The organism is Marivita sp. (genome assembly GCF_020055635.1).
Classification (GTDB): Bacteria; Pseudomonadota; Alphaproteobacteria; order Rhodobacterales; family Rhodobacteraceae; genus Marivita.
Genome location: NZ_JAIPUT010000066.1, coordinates 1 through 18,520, shown reverse-complemented (window position 1 = coordinate 18,520; position 18,520 = coordinate 1). Strand labels below are relative to the sequence as shown.

General features: G+C 61.5%; 12 protein-coding genes. 10 read left to right on the top strand and 2 right to left on the bottom strand.

Annotated features, from left to right (window positions below; all coding sequences use genetic code 11):
* Positions 1 to 546: 546 nt before the first annotated feature.
* The 5 genes from rplJ (at position 547) to LCF60_RS20430 (ending at position 11,688) form a co-directional block, all read left to right on the top strand.
* The gene (gene rplJ / locus LCF60_RS20450) at positions 547 to 1,059 is read left to right on the top strand and encodes a 50S ribosomal protein L10 (protein WP_292294390.1); all 513 of its coding nucleotides are present in this window, start codon (positions 547 to 549) and stop codon (positions 1,057 to 1,059) included.
* Positions 1,060 to 1,127: 68 nt separating this feature from the next.
* A complete protein-coding gene (gene rplL, locus LCF60_RS20445; protein ID WP_292294389.1) occupies positions 1,128 to 1,508 on the top strand; it encodes a 50S ribosomal protein L7/L12 in 381 nt (126 codons plus the stop codon).
* Positions 1,509 to 1,787: 279 nt separating this feature from the next.
* Complete coding sequence (gene rpoB, locus LCF60_RS20440) at positions 1,788 to 5,924, top strand: DNA-directed RNA polymerase subunit beta (RefSeq protein WP_292294388.1); 4,137 nt, start codon at positions 1,788 to 1,790, stop codon at positions 5,922 to 5,924.
* A gap of 111 nt (positions 5,925 to 6,035) precedes the next feature.
* A complete protein-coding gene (gene rpoC, locus LCF60_RS20435; protein ID WP_292294387.1) occupies positions 6,036 to 10,283 on the top strand; it encodes a DNA-directed RNA polymerase subunit beta' in 4,248 nt (1,415 codons plus the stop codon).
* A 190-nt stretch (positions 10,284 to 10,473) separates the two neighbouring features.
* Positions 10,474 to 11,688 (top strand): PQQ-dependent sugar dehydrogenase, encoded by a 1,215-nt coding sequence (locus tag LCF60_RS20430; protein WP_292294386.1) that lies wholly within the window; start codon positions 10,474 to 10,476, stop codon positions 11,686 to 11,688.
* A gap of 44 nt (positions 11,689 to 11,732) precedes the next feature.
* On the opposite strand, the gene LCF60_RS20425 is transcribed toward LCF60_RS20430, so the two are convergent.
* Complete coding sequence (locus LCF60_RS20425) at positions 11,733 to 13,106, bottom strand: MATE family efflux transporter (protein ID WP_292294392.1); 1,374 nt, start codon at positions 13,104 to 13,106, stop codon at positions 11,733 to 11,735.
* 149 nt (positions 13,107 to 13,255) lie between these two features.
* Here LCF60_RS20425 and LCF60_RS20420 point away from each other — a divergent pair, with 149 nt between their 5' ends.
* Entirely contained in the window at positions 13,256 to 14,161 is a 906-nt protein-coding gene (locus LCF60_RS20420) for a DMT family transporter (protein WP_292294385.1), read from the top strand.
* Here LCF60_RS20420 and LCF60_RS20415 read toward each other — a convergent pair.
* Positions 14,094 to 14,933: a glycosyltransferase gene (locus LCF60_RS20415; protein ID WP_292294384.1), complete on the bottom strand. Its 840-nt coding sequence runs from the start codon at positions 14,931 to 14,933 to the stop codon at positions 14,094 to 14,096. The genes LCF60_RS20420 and LCF60_RS20415 overlap by 68 nt on opposite strands.
* Before the next feature lie 372 nt (positions 14,934 to 15,305).
* Here LCF60_RS20415 and rpsL point away from each other — a divergent pair, with 372 nt between their 5' ends.
* The 4 genes from rpsL to LCF60_RS20395 all read left to right on the top strand — a co-directional run.
* Positions 15,306 to 15,677: a 30S ribosomal protein S12 gene (gene rpsL / locus LCF60_RS20410; protein WP_005980675.1), complete on the top strand. Its 372-nt coding sequence runs from the start codon at positions 15,306 to 15,308 to the stop codon at positions 15,675 to 15,677.
* 12 nt (positions 15,678 to 15,689) lie between these two features.
* Positions 15,690 to 16,160 carry a 30S ribosomal protein S7 gene (rpsG, locus tag LCF60_RS20405; RefSeq protein ID WP_292294383.1) on the top strand — a complete coding sequence of 157 codons (471 nt, stop codon included), beginning with the start codon at positions 15,690 to 15,692 and terminating at the stop codon, positions 16,158 to 16,160.
* A gap of 15 nt (positions 16,161 to 16,175) precedes the next feature.
* Positions 16,176 to 18,299 (top strand): elongation factor G, encoded by a 2,124-nt coding sequence (fusA, locus tag LCF60_RS20400; protein WP_292294382.1) that lies wholly within the window; start codon positions 16,176 to 16,178, stop codon positions 18,297 to 18,299.
* Between the two features lie 88 nt (positions 18,300 to 18,387).
* On the top strand, positions 18,388 to 18,520 hold a 133-nt coding region (locus LCF60_RS20395; RefSeq protein WP_292294391.1), incomplete at its 3' end, for a GTP-binding protein.

Below are 18,520 nucleotides of genomic sequence, written 5' to 3'. Positions count from 1 at the left end.
GGGTCCGGGCGTCACGGTTTCGGTGGACGACGCAGCCGGTCACTAAGCCACGGTTGCATGACATGCGAGACGGCGTCCTTCGGGGCGCCGTTTTTTTGTGTGGATGACGGGTATGCGCCTGCCCGAAAGGGCCATGGACGCACCATATTGAACAGGGGGCGCGTCACACCCGCGGCGCGAACATTCCGTGTCGAGAAGAACTGTTTTGCCTTTTTCCTGACCCGTGGTAGCCTGAGGTTTGTACATTTCGGCGGATCCATGCGAATTTGCAGGCAAGGGGCTTGGCAAATCGCCGGCGCCGTATTATCCCCACTTCTGCATCAGAGCGCGTGATTCGTCCCGCGCTCTTTTGTATTACGTCCGAGACGGTGGGTTGGGGCATTTGCCGCAATAAATCCTGCCCGAGGCGGGAACAGACCGACATGCCAAGGCTCAATCCGTTGAGCGCTGGGCGGGTTTGGGACCGCTCGACAAGCGGACCAAAACCGCCGGAGCGATCCGGTACCACTGAGCCGGGGGGTCCGCCCCCCAAACTGGAGTACACCTGTGGATAGAGCCCAAAAAGAGAAAGTGGTCGAAGAACTCGGCCAGATCTTCGAAAGCTCTGGCGTCGTTGTGGTTGCCCATTACGAAGGTCTCACAGTTGCCCAGATGCAGGACCTGCGGGGGCGCGCACGCGCCGCTGGCAGTTCCGTACGTGTCGCCAAGAACCGTCTGGCAAGGATTGCCCTGGAAGGAAAGCCCTGCGCAAGCATTGCCGATTTCCTGACGGGCATGACGGTTCTCACCTATTCCGAAGACCCCGTGGCAGCTGCCAAGGTGGTCGAGGACTTTGCCAAGGAGAACGCCAAGTTCGAAATCCTTGGCGGGGCCATGGGCGAGAACCCGCTTGACCGGGCCGGCGTGGAAGCCGTGTCGAAGATGCCGTCGCGCGAGGAGCTTATTGCTACCATCGCTGGCATGATCGGCGCACCTGCCTCCAACATCGCCGGCGCGATTGGCGCACCTGCATCGAATATCGCCTCGATTCTCTCGACCATCGAAGAGAAAGCGGCGTAAGGCACCTGGAAGCACCCTCGTGGGGTTGAAACCCTGACGTTGGAACACATTTAGATAGGAAAGTCACAATGGCTGATCTGAAAAAACTGGCAGAAGAGATCGTTGGTCTGACGCTTCTCGAAGCTCAAGAACTGAAAACAATCCTGAAAGACGAGTACGGCATCGAGCCCGCAGCTGGCGGCGCAGTGATGATGGCCGGCCCGGCAGGCGACACAGGCGCGGCAGCGGCTGAAGAGCAGACCGAGTTCGACGTCATCCTGAAGTCGGCAGGCGCCTCCAAGATCAACGTGATCAAGGAAGTCCGCGGCATCACCGGTCTTGGCCTCAAGGAAGCCAAGGACCTGGTCGAAGCCGGCGGCAAAGCCGTCAAAGAGCAGGTTTCCAAGGACGAAGCCGAAGACATCAAGGCGAAGCTGGAAGCAGCTGGCGCGGAAGTCGAGCTCAAGTAATCGCTTACCGGTCCCTGCCGGTGCTCTTCGAAAGAAGGGTCCGGCAGGGACCGTCGAGCAATCTTGCGAGGCTGGGTATGGGTGTTTCCATGCCCAGCCAAGCCTGTCTTAGAGAAGCCCTCACGGATGCGGGGCTTCTCTTGGACAGGACCCAAGGATCGGGAGGTGTGCGGTGGGACGCATGCCGGGAATTGATCGGGTTCGTGTCGTCTCTATTGGGCAGACCGCCGGGGCCCGACGGCGTGATGCTCAGCTGAGAATGAAAAGGTGATATCGACCATGGCGCAAAGCTATCTTGGCCAGAAACGTCTTCGTAAATACTATGGTAAAATTCGCGAGGTTCTGGAGATGCCGAACCTCATCGAGGTTCAGAAATCCTCCTACGATCTCTTCCTGAAATCCGGCGACCAGCCTGTCCCGCTTGACGGCGAAGGCATCAAGGGTGTTTTCCAGTCGGTCTTTCCGATCAAGGATTTCAACGAGACCAGCGTGCTGGAATTCGTCAGCTACGAGCTTGAAAAGCCGAAATACGACGTCGAGGAATGTCAGCAGCGCGACATGACCTACAGCGCGCCGCTGAAGGTGAAGCTGCGTCTGATCGTGTTCGATATCGACGAGGATACCGGGGCGAAATCGGTCAAGGACATCAAGGAACAGGACGTGTTCATGGGCGACATGCCCCTGATGACACCGAACGGCACCTTCGTGGTCAACGGCACCGAGCGCGTGATCGTGTCCCAGATGCACCGCTCGCCGGGTGTGTTCTTCGACCATGACAAGGGCAAGACCCACAGCTCGGGCAAGCTGCTGTTCGCCTGCCGGATCATTCCCTATCGCGGCTCTTGGCTCGATTTCGAATTCGACGCGAAGGACCTCGTGTTCGCGCGCATCGACCGTCGCCGCAAGTTGCCGGTGACAACGCTCCTGTATTCCCTGGGTCTTGACCAGGAAGACATCATGGACGCGTATTACAACACCGTGACCTACACGCTGCGCAAGGGTGAGGGCTGGGAAACCAAGTTCTTCCCCGAGCGGGTGCGTGCGACGCGTCCGGCCTATGACCTGGTCGATGCTGCCACCGGCGAAGTCTTTGCCGAAGCCGGCAAGAAGGTCACGCCGCGCGCCGTCAAGAAGATCATCGACGAGGGCAAGATCACCGATCTGCTGCTTCCCTTCGAGCAGATCGTCGGCAAGTTCGTGGCCAAGGACATCATCAACGAAGACACCGGCGCGATCTATGTCGAGGCCGGTGACGAGCTGACCTGGACTGTCGACAAGGACGGTGCCGTCACGGGCGGAACGCTCAAGGATCTGGTGGACGCGGGTGTCACCGAGATCCCGGTGCTCGACATCGACAACATCACCGTCGGTCCGTACATGCGCAACACCATGGCGAACGACAAGAACATGAACCGCGAAACCGCGCTCATGGACATCTACCGTGTCATGCGCCCGGGCGAGCCGCCCACCGTCGAAGCGGCCTCGGCCCTGTTCGACACGTTGTTCTTCGACAGCGAACGCTATGACCTTTCGGCTGTTGGCCGGGTCAAGATGAACATGCGTCTTGCCCTCGACAAGCCGGACACCCAGCGCACGCTGGACCGCGAAGACATCGTGGCCTGCGTCAAGGCCCTGGTGGAACTGCGCGACGGGCGCGGCGACATCGACGACATCGACCACCTGGGCAACCGCCGCGTGCGGTCGGTCGGCGAATTGATGGAAAACCAGTACCGCGTCGGTCTGCTCCGGATGGAGCGGGCGATCAAGGAACGCATGTCGTCGGTCGAGATCGACACGGTGATGCCGCAGGACCTGATCAACGCCAAGCCGGCGGCGGCTGCCGTGCGTGAATTCTTCGGCTCTTCGCAGCTGTCGCAGTTCATGGACCAGACCAACCCGCTGTCGGAAGTGACCCACAAGCGGCGCCTCTCGGCGCTTGGACCGGGCGGTCTGACGCGCGAACGCGCGGGCTTCGAGGTGCGCGACGTGCACGCCACGCACTATGGTCGCATGTGCCCGATCGAAACGCCGGAAGGCCCGAACATCGGTCTGATCAACAGCCTTGCCACCTTTGCGCGGGTGAACAAGTACGGCTTCATCGAAACACCCTATCGCCGCGTCGAAAACGGCCGGGTGACGGATGATGTCCAGTACATGTCCGCGACCGAGGAACAGCGTCATACCGTGGCTCAGGCCAACGCGACGCTGGACGAGAACGGGCAGTTCGTGAACGAGTTCGTCAACACCCGCCAGTCGGGTGAATACACGCTTGCGCCCAATGAGTCCGTCGATCTGATCGACGTGTCGCCAAAGCAGCTGGTGTCGGTTGCGGCCTCGCTCATTCCGTTCCTGGAAAACGACGACGCGAACCGCGCCCTGATGGGGTCGAACATGCAGCGTCAGGCGGTTCCGACCCTTCGCTCCGAAGCGCCGCTGGTCGGCACCGGGATCGAAGGTGTGGTCGCGCGCGACTCGGGTGCGGCCATCATGGCCCGCCGGGCCGGCGTGATCGACCAGGTCGATGCGACCCGTATCGTTGTGCGGGCGACCGAGGATCTCGAACTGGGCGACGCGGGCGTCGACATCTACCGTCTGCGCAAGTTCCAGCGGTCGAACCAGAACACCTGCATCAACCAGCGTCCGCTGGTGAACGTGGGCGATACGGTCGGCAAGGGCGAAGTGATCGCGGATGGTCCGTCGACCGATCTGGGGGAACTCGCGCTTGGCAAGAACGTGGTCGTCGCGTTCATGCCGTGGAACGGCTACAACTACGAGGACTCGATCCTGATTTCCGAGCGGATCGCGCGGGATGACGTGTTCACCTCTGTCCATATCGAGGAATTCGAGGTTGCCGCGCGCGACACGAAACTCGGGCCGGAAGAGATCACACGAGACATTCCGAACGTCGGCGAGGAAGCGCTGCGCAACCTCGACGAGGCGGGCATCGTCTATATCGGTGCCGATGTCGAACCGGGCGATATTCTCGTGGGCAAGATCACCCCGAAAGGCGAAAGCCCGATGACGCCGGAGGAAAAACTTCTTCGCGCCATCTTCGGCGAGAAGGCCTCGGACGTGCGCGACACGTCGCTGCGGGTCAAGCCGGGTGATTTCGGCACCGTTGTCGAAGTGCGTGTCTTCAACCGTCACGGCGTCGAGAAAGACGAACGGGCGTTGCAGATCGAGCGGGAAGAAGTCGAACGTCTGGCCCGTGACCGGGACGACGAGCTGGCCATTCTGGATCGCAACATCTATGCGCGTCTGAAGGACATGATCCTTGGCAAGATGGCCGTCAAAGGCCCCAAGGGTGTCAAGCCGAACAGCCAGATCACCGAAGACCTGCTCGAGTCGCTGACCCGTGGTCAGTGGTGGCAGCTGGCCCTTGAAGACGAGGATGACGCCAAGATCGTCGAAGCCCTGAACGAGCAGTACGAGGCGCAGAAGCGTGCCCTGGATGCCCGTTTCGAGGACAAGGTCGAAAAGGTCCGTCGCGGCGACGATCTGCCCCCGGGCGTGATGAAGATGGTCAAGGTGTTCGTCGCGGTGAAGCGCAAGCTTCAGCCGGGCGACAAGATGGCCGGTCGTCACGGCAACAAGGGTGTGATTTCGAAAGTGGTGCCGATCGAGGACATGCCGTTCCTCGCCGATGGGACTCCGGTCGATTTCTGTCTCAACCCGCTGGGCGTGCCGTCGCGCATGAACGTCGGTCAGATCCTCGAGACCCACATGGGTTGGGCCGCGCGCGGTCTGGGTGTGAAGATCGACGAGGCCTTGCAGGAATACCGCCGGTCCGGAGACCTGACCCCGGTGCGCGAAGCGATGCGGATCGCCTATGGCGACGATGTCTACGACGAGGGCATTGCCGATATGGACGAAGCACAGCTGGTCACGGCCGCTGGCAACGTCACCCACGGTGTGCCGATCGCGACGCCGGTCTTCGACGGGGCGAAGGAAGCGGACGTGAACGATTCGCTCGTGCGCGCCGGTTTCGACACCTCGGGCCAGTCCATCCTGTTCGACGGTCGCTCGGGCGAGCAGTTCTCGCGTCCCGTGACCGTGGGCGTGAAGTACCTGCTCAAGCTGCACCACCTGGTGGACGACAAGATCCACGCGCGTTCCACGGGGCCGTACAGCCTCGTGACCCAGCAGCCGCTGGGCGGCAAGGCGCAGTTCGGTGGCCAGCGTTTCGGGGAAATGGAGGTCTGGGCCCTCGAAGCCTACGGGGCCGCCTACACCCTGCAGGAAATGCTGACCGTCAAGTCGGACGACGTCGCGGGCCGGACCAAGGTCTATGAAAGCATCGTCAAGGGCGAGGACAATTTCGAAGCGGGCGTTCCCGAGAGCTTTAACGTTCTCGTCAAGGAAGTGCGCGGCCTCGGCCTGAATATGGAACTCCTGGATGCGGAGGATGAGGAATAAGCGACACCGTTCGCCCCGGGCGCGGCCAGACTTTTCGAAAAGTCTGGTCAATTCCTTCAACGGAATTGGCGCCCGGCTTCATCCTCCACGCCCTTACTCTGAGGTAACTCTATGAACCAGGAACTGACCAACAACCCGTTCAACCCCGTCACGCCGCCCAAGGTGTTCGACGAGATCAAGGTCTCGCTGGCATCGCCTGAACGGATCCTGTCGTGGTCCTTCGGTGAGATCAAGAAGCCCGAAACCATCAACTACCGCACGTTCAAGCCCGAGCGTGACGGCCTGTTCTGCGCGCGTATCTTTGGCCCGATCAAGGATTACGAATGCCTGTGCGGCAAGTACAAGCGCATGAAGTATCGCGGCGTCGTCTGCGAAAAGTGTGGTGTCGAAGTCACGCTGCAGAAGGTCCGCCGTGAGCGCATGGGCCATATCGAACTGGCCGCGCCCTGCGCGCATATCTGGTTCCTCAAGTCGCTGCCGTCGCGCATCGGCCTGATGCTGGACATGACGCTGCGCGATCTGGAGCGCATCCTTTACTTCGAGAACTACGTCGTGATCGAGCCGGGTCTGACCGACCTGACCTACGGCCAGCTGATGACCGAAGAAGAGTTCATGGACGCGCAGGATGCCTATGGCATGGACGCGTTCACGGCCAATATCGGTGCCGAAGCGATCCGCGAGATGCTCGCCAATATCGACCTCGAAGCCGAGGCCGACCAACTGCGCGCGGATCTCAAGGAAGCGACCGGCGAACTGAAGCCGAAAAAGATCATCAAACGCCTCAAGGTGGTTGAGTCCTTCCTCGAGTCCGGCAACCGCCCGGAATGGATGGTCCTGACCGTGATTCCGGTAATCCCGCCGGAACTGCGCCCGCTGGTTCCGCTGGATGGGGGCCGTTTCGCGACCTCCGACCTTAACGATCTCTATCGCCGCGTGATCAACCGGAACAACCGTCTCAAGCGCCTGATCGAACTGCGCGCGCCGGACATCATCGTCCGCAACGAAAAGCGGATGTTGCAGGAATCCGTTGACGCGCTGTTTGACAACGGCCGTCGCGGCCGCGTCATCACCGGTGCCAACAAGCGTCCGCTCAAGTCGCTCTCGGACATGCTCAAGGGCAAGCAGGGCCGCTTCCGCCAGAACCTTCTGGGCAAGCGGGTCGACTTTTCGGGCCGGTCCGTCATCGTGACGGGTCCGGAACTCAAGCTGCACCAGTGCGGGTTGCCCAAGAAGATGGCGCTCGAACTGTTCAAGCCGTTCATCTATTCGCGGCTTGAGGCGAAGGGTCTGTCGTCGACCGTGAAGCAGGCCAAGAAGCTGGTCGAAAAGGAACGTCCCGAGGTTTGGGATATCCTGGACGAGGTGATCCGCGAACACCCGGTTCTGCTCAACCGTGCGCCGACGTTGCACCGTCTGGGCATCCAGGCGTTCGAGCCGGTTCTCATCGAAGGCAAGGCGATCCAGCTGCACCCGCTCGTGTGTTCGGCCTTCAACGCCGACTTCGACGGCGACCAGATGGCGGTTCACGTGCCGCTGTCGCTGGAAGCTCAGCTTGAAGCCCGCGTGCTGATGATGTCGACGAACAACGTTCTGTCGCCCGCCAACGGCGCGCCGATCATCGTTCCGTCGCAGGACATGATCCTCGGCCTGTACTATGTGTCCATCGCCCGCAACGGGATGAAGGGCGAAGGCATGAAGTTCGCGTCCATCGAAGAAGTCGAGCACGCGCTCAACGCAGGTGAAGTGCATCTGCACGCCAATATCGAATGCCGGGTCAAGCAGATCGACGACGAGGGCAACGAGATCACCAAGCGGTACGAGACCACACCGGGTCGCGTTCGTCTTGGCGCGCTTCTGCCGCTCAACGCGAAAGCGCCGTTCGAGCTTGTCAACACGCTGCTGCGCAAGAAAGACGTGCAGCGGGTCATCGACACCGTCTACCGCTATTGCGGCCAGAAGGAGTCGGTCATCTTCTGTGACCAGATCATGTCGATGGGCTTCAAGGAAGCGTTCAAGGCGGGCATTTCCTTCGGCAAGGACGACATGGTGATCCCGGAAACCAAGTGGCCGATCGTGGAGGAAACCCGCGACCAGGTGAAGGATTTCGAACAGCAGTACATGGACGGCCTGATCACCCAGGGCGAGAAGTACAACAAGGTGGTCGATGCCTGGTCGAAATGTAACGACAAGGTCACCGACGCCATGATGTCCACCATCTCGGCCGAGCAGACCGACGAGAACGGCGCAACGCGGGAACCGAACTCGGTCTACATGATGGCGCATTCCGGTGCGCGTGGCTCGGTCACCCAGATGAAGCAGCTGGGCGGGATGCGCGGCCTGATGGCGAAGCCGAACGGCGACATCATCGAAACGCCGATCATCTCGAACTTCAAGGAAGGTCTGACCGTTCTTGAATACTTCAACTCGACCCACGGTGCCCGCAAGGGTCTGTCGGACACCGCACTGAAGACGGCGAACTCGGGCTACCTGACCCGTCGTCTGGTGGACGTGGCACAGGATTGCATCGTGCGCCTGCACGATTGCGGCACCGACCGGGCGATCACCGCGGAAGCGGCGGTCAATGACGGCGAAGTCGTGGCGTCCCTGGCTGAACGGATCCTGGGTCGCGTGACGGCTGATGACATCCTGAAGCCGGGCACCGACGAGGTGCTCCTGCGCGCCGGTCAACTGATCGACGAACGGATGGCCGACTCCATCGAGGAGGCCGGGGTCGCGACGATGCGCATCCGGTCGCCGCTGACCTGTGAGGCCGAAGAGGGCGTCTGCGCCATGTGCTACGGGCGTGACCTCGCCCGCGGTACGCTGGTCAATATCGGCGAAGCGGTCGGCATCATCGCTGCCCAGTCGATCGGTGAACCGGGCACGCAGCTGACGATGCGGACCTTCCACATCGGTGGCGTTGCCCAGGGTGGCCAGCAGTCGTTCCAGGAGGCCAGCCAGGAAGGCAAGGTCGAGTTCGACAATGCCTCGACGCTGGAAAACTCGGTTGGCGATACGCTGGTCATGGGCCGCAACATGAAGCTGCGGATCATGGACGAGCATGGCGTCGAGCGGGCCAGCCACAAGCTGGGCTACGGCACCAAGGTCTTCGTCAAGGAAGGCGCCATGGTCAAGCGGGGCGACAAGCTCTTCGAATGGGATCCCTATACCCTGCCGATCATCGCCGAGAAGGACGGTATCGCCAAGCATGTCGACCTGGTTGCCGGTGTCGCCGTGCGCGACGAGACCGACGACGCGACCGGCATGACCCAGAAGATCGTGACCGACTGGCGCGCGGCCCCCAAGGGCAACGAGCTGAAGCCGGAGATCATCCTGATGGGCGAAGACGGCGAACCGCTGCGCAACGATGCGGGCAACCCGATCACCTATCCGATGTCGGTCGACGCCATTTTGTCGATCGAGGACGGCGAGCCGGTCAAGGCCGGTGACGTGGTGGCACGGATTCCGCGGGAAGGCGCCAAGACCAAGGACATCACCGGCGGTCTGCCGCGTGTGGCCGAACTCTTCGAGGCACGTCGCCCGAAAGATCACGCCATCATCGCGGAAATCGACGGCTATGTTCACTTCGGCAAGGACTACAAGAACAAGCGTCGTATCTCGATCAACCCTGCGGAAGAGGGCGCGGAGCCGGTGGAATACATGGTGCCCAAGGGCAAGCATATTCCGGTGGCAGAAGGCGACTTCATCCAGAAGGGCGAGTACATCATGGACGGCAACCCGGCGCCGCATGACATCCTGTCCATCATGGGTGTCGAAGCGCTGGCGAACTACATGATCGACGAGGTTCAGGACGTCTATCGTCTGCAAGGCGTGAAGATCAACGACAAGCATGTCGAAGTGATCGTGCGCCAGATGCTGCAGAAGTGGGAGATCCTCGACTCTGGCGACACCACGCTTCTGAAGGGCGAACACGTGGACAAGGCCGAATTCGACCTTGCCAACGAGAAGGCCGAGAAGAAGGGTGGCCGTGCGGCACAGGGCGAACCGATCCTGCTGGGTATCACCAAGGCGTCGCTGCAAACGCGCAGCTTCATCTCGGCGGCGTCGTTCCAGGAAACCACGCGGGTTCTGACCGAAGCATCGGTTCAGGGCAAGAAAGACAAGCTGGTCGGCCTGAAAGAGAACGTGATCGTCGGGCGTCTGATCCCGGCGGGCACCGGTGGGGCTACGCAGAAAATGCGTCGCGTGGCGCAGGATCGCGACAATGTCGTGATCGAGGCGCGCCGCGAAGAGGCCGAGGCGGCTGCGGCTCTGGCCGCTCCGGAACGGACCGACGACGTGATCGGCGGCGACGAGTTCGACAACCTGATTGTCGACACGCCGGAAAGCCGCGAATAAGGCGGCATCGCCGATCGACTGAAAGACAAGGCCCCCGGTTTTCCGGGGGCTTTTTTCGTATGGGCGCACGGTTTTCGGCCTCGGCAGACGGCAGATCGCCGCGGCGCGTTCACGTTCTCGCCAGTCGCGCGGCAACCCGGAACAGACCCATCTTCGGCGCGTTCCCTTCTCAGCAAAGAAGGAGGTTTCCATGACCCGACAGATGATGACGACGACGACCGCATTGCTCTCGCTGATGGCTGCGCCGGCGCTGGCGCAGGACGTGCATGAGTGGGGCGAAAAGAATGCGGATTTCGAACCGGCCTTCGAAAACCAGACGCGGGCTGAATTGGTGCAGACCGACGCGGAGTTCGCGTTCCGCGAGATTGCCGATGGTCTTGAACACCCGTGGGCCGTCGAAGCGCTGCCGGACGAGCAGGGCCTTCTTGTCACCGAGCGCCCGGGCCGGCTGGTGCACGTGACCCTTGACGGCGAGGTGTCCGAACCGATCCAGGGCGTGCCGGAGGTGTTCAACCAATCTGCGGGCGACAGCACGCAGGCCGGTCTTCTGGATGTCAAGCTCGGGCCGAATTTCGACAGCGAGCGCTGGGTCTACATGACCTATTCCAAGGGCACCGGGGACGGCATGTCGGTGACGGCTGCGGCACGCGGCAAGCTGTCCGAGGACATGACCGAGTTGTCCGAGGTCGAGGAGATTTTCGAGCAGACACCGCCATCGCCGGTGCCGATGCACTATGGCAGCCGGATCGTCTTTGATGGCAATGGCCACGCGTTCATCACCACGGGCGAACACTTTTCCGACGAGGAACGCCAGAAGGCACAGGAACTGGACACGACCTACGGCAAGGTGGTGCGGGTGAACCTCGACGGGTCGATCCCGGAGGACAATCCCTATGTCGGTGATGAAAATGCCGTGGACAGCATCTGGTCCTACGGGCATCGGAACATCCAAGGCGCCGCAATGCGCGACGATCAGCTTTATATCGTGGAACACGGGCCTGCCGGTGGCGACGAGATCAACATTCCGCAACCCGGCGAGAATTACGGTTGGCCGGAAGTCGCTTACGGGGTGCGCTATGATGGCGGACCGATCGGCACCGGAGACGCCCGCGCCGAGGGCATGCAGGAACCTGCCTATTACTGGGACCCGGTGATCGCGCCGGGCGACATGATCTTCTACGACGGCGGCATGGTGTCCGAATGGCAAGGCGACAGCCTCATTGCCGGGCTTGTTTCGGACGGGATCGTCCGTCTTGAATGGGACGGAAACCGGGTGAGCGCCGAAGAGCGGCTCTTTACCGATTACGGGCGCGTCCGCGACATCGAGGAACTGAGCGATGGCACCCTGGTTCTTGCCACGGATTACGAGGATGGTGCGCTGATCCATGTGACCCGGGATCAGTGACCAGCGGGCGGGGTGCGCAAGGCGTGCCCCGCTTCAGTCCGTGGTCACTCTGCCGGAACCGCCGTCCGCAGACCGCCCATCGCGGTCCGGGACACGCGGGCTGCCACGATCAATGCCATGATCCAGCCGGTAGAGACAGCCGTGGCGATGCCGAGCCAGACGCCCCAGACGTCGAAGTTGAGCAGCGCGACAAAGACCCAGATGAAGAACGCCACGCCGAACCCCTGCCGGTAGATGCTGATCCAAAGGGTATAGATGGGCCGTTTCAGTGCCTGTAGAAGCGACGTGATGGAAAACAGCATCATGTAGACGGGAAACAGGAATCCGTCGACCAGCAGGTAGCTTGCACCGATGGCGATCACGTCGGGATCGGACGTGAAAGGTCGCATCGCCCACGCACCGCCGAACCACAAAAGCGGCATCGCGATCGCCGAGATCGCAAACCCCAGTTTCCAGCAGAAGAACAGCGCTTCGCGCACACGGTCGTAATTGCGTGCGCCGAAATTCTGGCCGGCGATCGGCAGCAGCGCGCCGGTCATGCCAAGCACCGGCAAGAGCAGGATCTGTTCGATGCGCAGCGCCACACCGTAGGCGGCTATTGCATCCGCCCCGAAATTCTTGAGGGCGAATTGCACAACGAACCCCGACACGAACATCACGATGAGCGCGGTGCTTGCGGGCAGCATCTGCTCGGTGATCGCCTTGTAGCACGCAAGGTCGGGCACGAATTCGTCGCGTCGGAGGTTTTCCATCACGGTCAGCCGGAACACACGCGACAGGATGAACAGCATCACCCCGGTCTGGCTGAGGACCGTTGCCACGGCGATTCCGTTGAAGCCAAGCCCGTTCCAGAGACCGGGGATGCCGTACATCAGCAAGGGGTTGAGACCGATATTGGCGAAGAACGCCACCATCAGCGCGCGCTGCATCGAGCGCGAGTCGCCATGGGCCTGCAGGATGCCGTTGCCGCCATAGGCCATGAGAAAGCCGGGCAGGGCGACGATCAGCAGGCGGAAATACCCCAGCGCCGCGTCGCGATAGGCTCCGGGTTCGGACACCAGCGCAATCAGGTAGGGGCCGCCGAACCAGCCAAGGATCATCAGCGTGACGGTCGCAATGGCGCCAAAGCCGAGACCCTGGGCGACAAGGATTCGGGTCGCCTTGGTGTTCTTTTCCCCCTTGGCGTTGCTGACCAGCGCGGACAGCGCCGAGCCAAGCCCGAAGCCCACCGCCATCATGATGAAGAACGCCTGAAACCCGATGGCCAGCCCGGCCTGCGCCTCGGTCGAGAGCTGCCCGGCGAAATAGATGTCCACGACATTGTAGAGCGTCGAAAACAGCATGCCGAGGGCTGCCGGGATCGCAAGGGCGCGGTAATGCGAGAGCATGGTCCCGGTGGTCAGATCGTCGTTCTGCACAAAGGCCAAAAGGGAATTCCTGAAATGAACATGCGATGCGCGTGGCATCCTTGCCTTTCGCGATACACGCAAAACGCACAAAGCCAAAGCGGATTGACACGTCGCTTTTGGCGTGGAGGCCGGTCGCGCCCCCTGCTAATGCGTTCGGAATGAACCAACTTTCCGACAACATGCGCGGCGCGCTCCTGATGTGCCTGGCGATGGCGCTGTTCACCTTCGGGGATGCCGCGATCAAGGCGACGGGTGGCGCGTTGCCCCTGTCGCAACTTCTGGTGATCCGCGGCGTGCTGGCCTCGTCGGCGCTGCTGGGGATGGCCTGGTATTTCAAGGGGCTGCAATTCCGTCTGCCGGTGCAGGATTGGGCGCTGGTGCTGGCGCGCGGGCTGGCCGAGGCGCTGGCGGCGTTCTTGTTTCTGACCGCATTGCTTGCGATGCCGCTGGCGAATGTCACCGCGCTTTTGCAGATGCTGCCGCTGACGGTCACGCTGGGCGGCGCGCTGTTTTTCCGCGAACCGGTGGGGTGGCGGCGCTGGTCGGCGATCGCCATCGGGTTCTGCGGCATGTTGCTGATCGTGCGTCCGGGCACCGAGGGGTTCACCTCTGCGTCGGTCTATGCGCTTTGCGCCGTGGGCGCGGTCACGGTTCGCGATCTGGTCACGCGGCGCGTCTCGAGGGCCGTGCCGTCTTTGACGGTCACGCTCATTTCGTCGATCACCGTCACGCTGTTTGCAGGAATCTGGTCGCTCGGGCAGGATTGGGTGGCGCTGACGCCGGACCTTGCGGCGCTGGTTCTGATGGCGACGACCTTCATCATCGGCGCCTATCTGTGCAGCGTCATGGTGATGCGGGTGGGTGAGGTCAGTTTCGTGGCGCCGTTCCGCTATACCGGGCTGGTCTGGGCGCTGATCCTGGGGTTCCTGATCTTCGGCGAATGGCCCGAGTCCCTGACCCTGATCGGGGCGGCCATCATCGTGGCGACCGGCGTCTTCAGCCTGTTGCGCGAGGCGCGGTTGAAGCGGCGGGCGAGAAAGCCAATTCTACCGCGTCAGCCGTAAGGGCAAAACGTCGGCCCAGCATCTCGATATTCTCAAGGGTCGGAGCGTGGAAATCCGGGTGCGACACATTCGGCTTCTGACGCGAGTCGTTATGCGCGTGCTGGGCGCGCAGGAACATCGGCGGATCGGTGAAGCTCACGGTCGGCATGAAGCGGTTGATCCGGCTGTGGGCAAAGTTCATCTGGCTCTGTCGCACACCGCCCTGCACGGCCATCGCCTGTGCGACGCCGAGATAGGGCGTGACGGTCTCGGCGATCTCGAACCGGTTGATGTCGGATCGGCGCAGCGTGTGGCCGCGGTTCCAGTCGAAGCCCACCAGCTTGTGGCCAAGCACCAGCGCGGCGCAATCGGCCACCGCCTTGTGCAGGCGCGCAACGAAGTCGACGGCAAGCGCATCGTCGTCGTCGTGCCGAACCTGGAGGCAGGGCTGGTTGATGTGCTTGCGCGCGGCATTCAGAACGGATTGGCAGACCTGGCGATGCGGCGCGGGATCACGCGCGATGATGCGGGCTTGCGGAAGATCGCCCAGCAGCGTTTGCAGCCGGGCCAGGTACCGGTCCGGAAGGCAGGTGCCGACCAGCACGACGAGGTCGAAATCCGGCTCGGTCTGCGCCTTCAGGCCCGGCAGGCAGAAATGCTCGAAGAGGGCCAGGCGGGCCTCCATCCGCGCGGGATCGTAGAGATAGGCCCGCCGTTCCTCGATGCTGTCGTGATCGACCTGGAATCCGCCTTCCGCCGGATAGGAAAACCGGCAAAAAAGAATGGTCTGCATGACGATTGCCCCTGTGCCCGCGTGGCGTTTGATGTACACAGACTTTGCCCCGCCTTTGCCTTGCACACAAGCGGCCGGGCGCTGTTGACAAGCTACCCGACTCCCCATATACGCGCGCCTAATTCGACAGGGTTCCTGCCCGTTTTGTCGATTTACAGGACTGGAGCGGTCAAGATCCGGGCGCATGCCCCGATCCTCTGGAAATGCACCGTATCGTTTCCACTAAGGAAGCGGATGCGGTTCTTTGCGTCGTTTTTGTACAAGAACGACGAGATTTGAACGAGGTCATGCGGACGCGCCTGGCCTTCACGCGAAACCCGCACGGGACACCCCGTGCACCACATATGTGAGCTACACGGGGAAAGAACCGGAATGCCAACGATCCAACAGCTGATCCGCAAGCCGCGGCAGCCAAAAGTAAAACGTTCGAAGTCGATGCACCTCGAGCAGTGCCCGCAGAAACGCGGCGTCTGCACGCGCGTCTACACCACAACGCCGAAGAAGCCGAACTCGGCGATGCGGAAAGTGGCCAAGGTCCGTCTGACCAACGGCTACGAAGTCATCAGCTACATTCCGGGTGAAAGCCACAACCTTCAGGAACACTCGGTTGTCCTGATCCGCGGCGGTCGTGTGAAAGACCTTCCCGGTGTGCGTTATCACATCCTGCGTGGTGTTCTGGATACCCAGGGCGTCAAGGACCGGAAACAGCGCCGTTCGAAATATGGCGCGAAGCGTCCGAAGTAAGAGGAATTACAGATGTCTCGTCGTCACGCCGCAGAAAAACGCGAAGTATTGCCCGATGCCAAGTATGGCGACCGGGTTCTGACAAAGTTCATGAACAACCTGATGATCGACGGCAAGAAGTCGGTCGCGGAAAACATCGTCTACAACGCGCTTGATCGCGTCGAAGGCAAGGTAAAGCGCGCGCCGGTGGAAATCTTCCACGAGGCGTTGGACAACATCAAGCCGTCGGTCGAGGTTCGCTCGCGTCGGGTTGGTGGTGCGACCTACCAGGTGCCTGTCGAAGTGCGCCCCGAGCGCCGCGAGGCGCTGGCGATCCGCTGGTTGATCAACGCAAGCCGCGCCCGCAACGAAAACACGATGGAAGAGCGTCTGGCCGCTGAACTTCTGGATGCCGTGAACTCGCGCGGATCCGCTGTGAAGAAGCGTGAAGACACTCACAAGATGGCCGACGCCAACAAGGCGTTCAGCCACTACCGCTGGTAATAGGAGCCAATAGAAATGGCACGCGATTATCCTCTTGAGCGCTACCGGAACTTCGGGATCATGGCGCATATCGATGCAGGCAAGACCACCTGTTCCGAGCGCATCCTGTTCTACACCGGCAAGTCGCACAACATCGGCGAAGTGCATGATGGCGCCGCCACCATGGACTGGATGGAGCAGGAGCAGGAACGTGGCATCACGATCACGTCCGCTGCGACCACCACGTTCTGGCAGTGGCAGGAAGACCCGTCCGCTGAAGGCACGTACGACACCAAGTACCGGATGAACATCATCGACACCCCGGGCCACGTCGACTTCACCATCGAAGTCGAACGCTCGCTCGCGGTTCTCGACGGTGCGGTTGCCGTTCTTGATGCCAATGCCGGTGTCGAGCCGCAGACCGAAACCGTCTGGCGTCAGGCCGACCGCTACAAGGTTCCGCGCATCGTGTTCGTCAACAAGATGGACAAGATCGGTGCCGACTTCTTCAACTGCGTCGAGATGATCGCAGACCGCACCGGTGCGATCCCGGCCCCGATCCAGATTCCGATCGGTGCAGAGAACGAGCTGGAAGGCATCATCGACCTCGTGACGATGGAAGAGTGGACCTGGAAAGGTGAAGACCTGGGCGCGTCCTGGACCCGTCAGCCGATCCGCGACTCGCTCAAGGACACCGCCGAGGAATGGCGTGGCAAGCTCATCGAGAACGCCGTCGAAATGGACGACGTGGCGATGGAAGCCTACCTCGAAGGCGAAGAGCCCGACATTCCCACGCTGCGAAACCTGATCCGCAAGGGCACGCTGTCGCTGACCTTCGTGCCGGTTCTGTGTGGCTCCGCGTTCAAGAACAAGGGCGTTCAGCCGCTGCTCAACGCTGTTGTCGATTATCTGCCCAGCCCGCTGGATGTTGTCGACTACATGGGCTTCTCGCCGGATGACGAGACCGAAACGCGCAACATTCCGCGCCGCGCGGATGACGACATGCCGTTCGCCGGCCTGGCGTTCAAGATCATGAACGACCCGTTTGTCGGCTCGCTCACCTTTACCCGGATCTATTCGGGCAAGATGAACAAGGGCGACAGCATCCTGAACTCGACCAAGGGCAAGAAAGAGCGCATTGGCCGGATGATGATGATGCACTCGAACAACCGCGAAGAGATCGATGAAGCCTTTGCGGGCGACATCATCGCGCTGGCCGGTCTGAAGGACACCACCACGGGGGACACGCTCTGTGCGGCGAACGCGCCGGTGGTTCTCGAAACGATGACGTTCCCGGATCCGGTGATCGAAATCGCGGTCGAGCCGAAGACCAAAGGCGACCAGGAGAAGATGTCCCAGGGCCTCGCGCGCCTGGCGGCTGAAGACCCGTCCTTCCGCGTCGAAACCGACCTCGAGTCCGGTCAGACCATCATGAAGGGCATGGGCGAACTTCACCTCGACATCCTCGTCGATCGCCTGAAGCGGGAATTCAAGGTCGAAGCCAACATCGGCGCGCCGCAGGTGGCCTATCGCGAAACCATCGGTCACGAGGTCGAGCACACCTACACCCACAAGAAGCAGTCGGGTGGTTCGGGTCAGTTCGCCGAAGTGAAGCTGATCATCTCGCCGACAGAGCCGGGCGAAGGCTATTCCTTCGAGTCGCGCATCGTTGGTGGGTCGGTTCCGAAGGAATACATCCCGGGTGTCGAAAAAGGCATCAAGTCGGTGATGGATTCCGGTCCGCTCGCGGGCTTCCCGGTGATCGACTTCAAGGTCGCCCTGATCGACGGCAAGTTCCACGACGTGGACTCCAGCGTTCTGGCCTTCGAAATCGCGGCCCGCATGGGCATGCGCGAAGGCATGAAGAAAGCCGGAGCAAAGCTTCTGGAGCCGATCATGAAGGTCGAGGTCGTGACCCCGGAAGACTACACCGGCGGCATCATCGGCGACCTGACATCGCGTCGCGGCCAGGTGACCGGGCAGGAACCGCGCGGCAATGCCGTGGCGATCGCTGCCATGGTGCCTCTGGCCAACATGTTCGGCTACATCAACACGCTGCGTTCCATGTCCTCGGGCCGCGCGCAGTTCACGATGCAGTTCGATCATTACGACCCGGTTCCGCAGAACATCTCTGACGAGATCCAGTCGAAATACGCATAAACCGCGGTGCGTGGGAAACCACGCACCCTACCACCCCCGTAGGGTGTGTGCGCTGCACGCACCGTGAGAAAAGAAAAGGAGCTTTGCAATGGGCAAGGAAAAGTTTGAGCGCGGCAAGCCGCACTGCAACATCGGCACAATCGGTCACGTTGACCACGGCAAGACGACGCTGACGGCGGCGATCACCAAGTACTTTGGCGACTTCCGGGCCTATGACCAGA

Coding starts and splice junctions, on each gene's coding strand:
- rplL (WP_292294389.1), top strand. CDS start 1,128: ATGGCTGATCTGAAAAAACTGGCAGAAGAGATCGTTGGTCTGACGCTT.
- rpoB (WP_292294388.1), top strand. CDS start 1,788: ATGGCGCAAAGCTATCTTGGCCAGAAACGTCTTCGTAAATACTATGGT.
- rpoC (WP_292294387.1), top strand. CDS start 6,036: ATGAACCAGGAACTGACCAACAACCCGTTCAACCCCGTCACGCCGCCC.
- LCF60_RS20430 (WP_292294386.1), top strand. CDS start 10,474: ATGACCCGACAGATGATGACGACGACGACCGCATTGCTCTCGCTGATG.
- LCF60_RS20420 (WP_292294385.1), top strand. CDS start 13,256: ATGAACCAACTTTCCGACAACATGCGCGGCGCGCTCCTGATGTGCCTG.
- LCF60_RS20415 (WP_292294384.1), bottom strand. CDS start 14,933: ATGCAGACCATTCTTTTTTGCCGGTTTTCCTATCCGGCGGAAGGCGGA.
- rpsL (WP_005980675.1), top strand. CDS start 15,306: ATGCCAACGATCCAACAGCTGATCCGCAAGCCGCGGCAGCCAAAAGTA.
- rpsG (WP_292294383.1), top strand. CDS start 15,690: ATGTCTCGTCGTCACGCCGCAGAAAAACGCGAAGTATTGCCCGATGCC.
- fusA (WP_292294382.1), top strand. CDS start 16,176: ATGGCACGCGATTATCCTCTTGAGCGCTACCGGAACTTCGGGATCATG.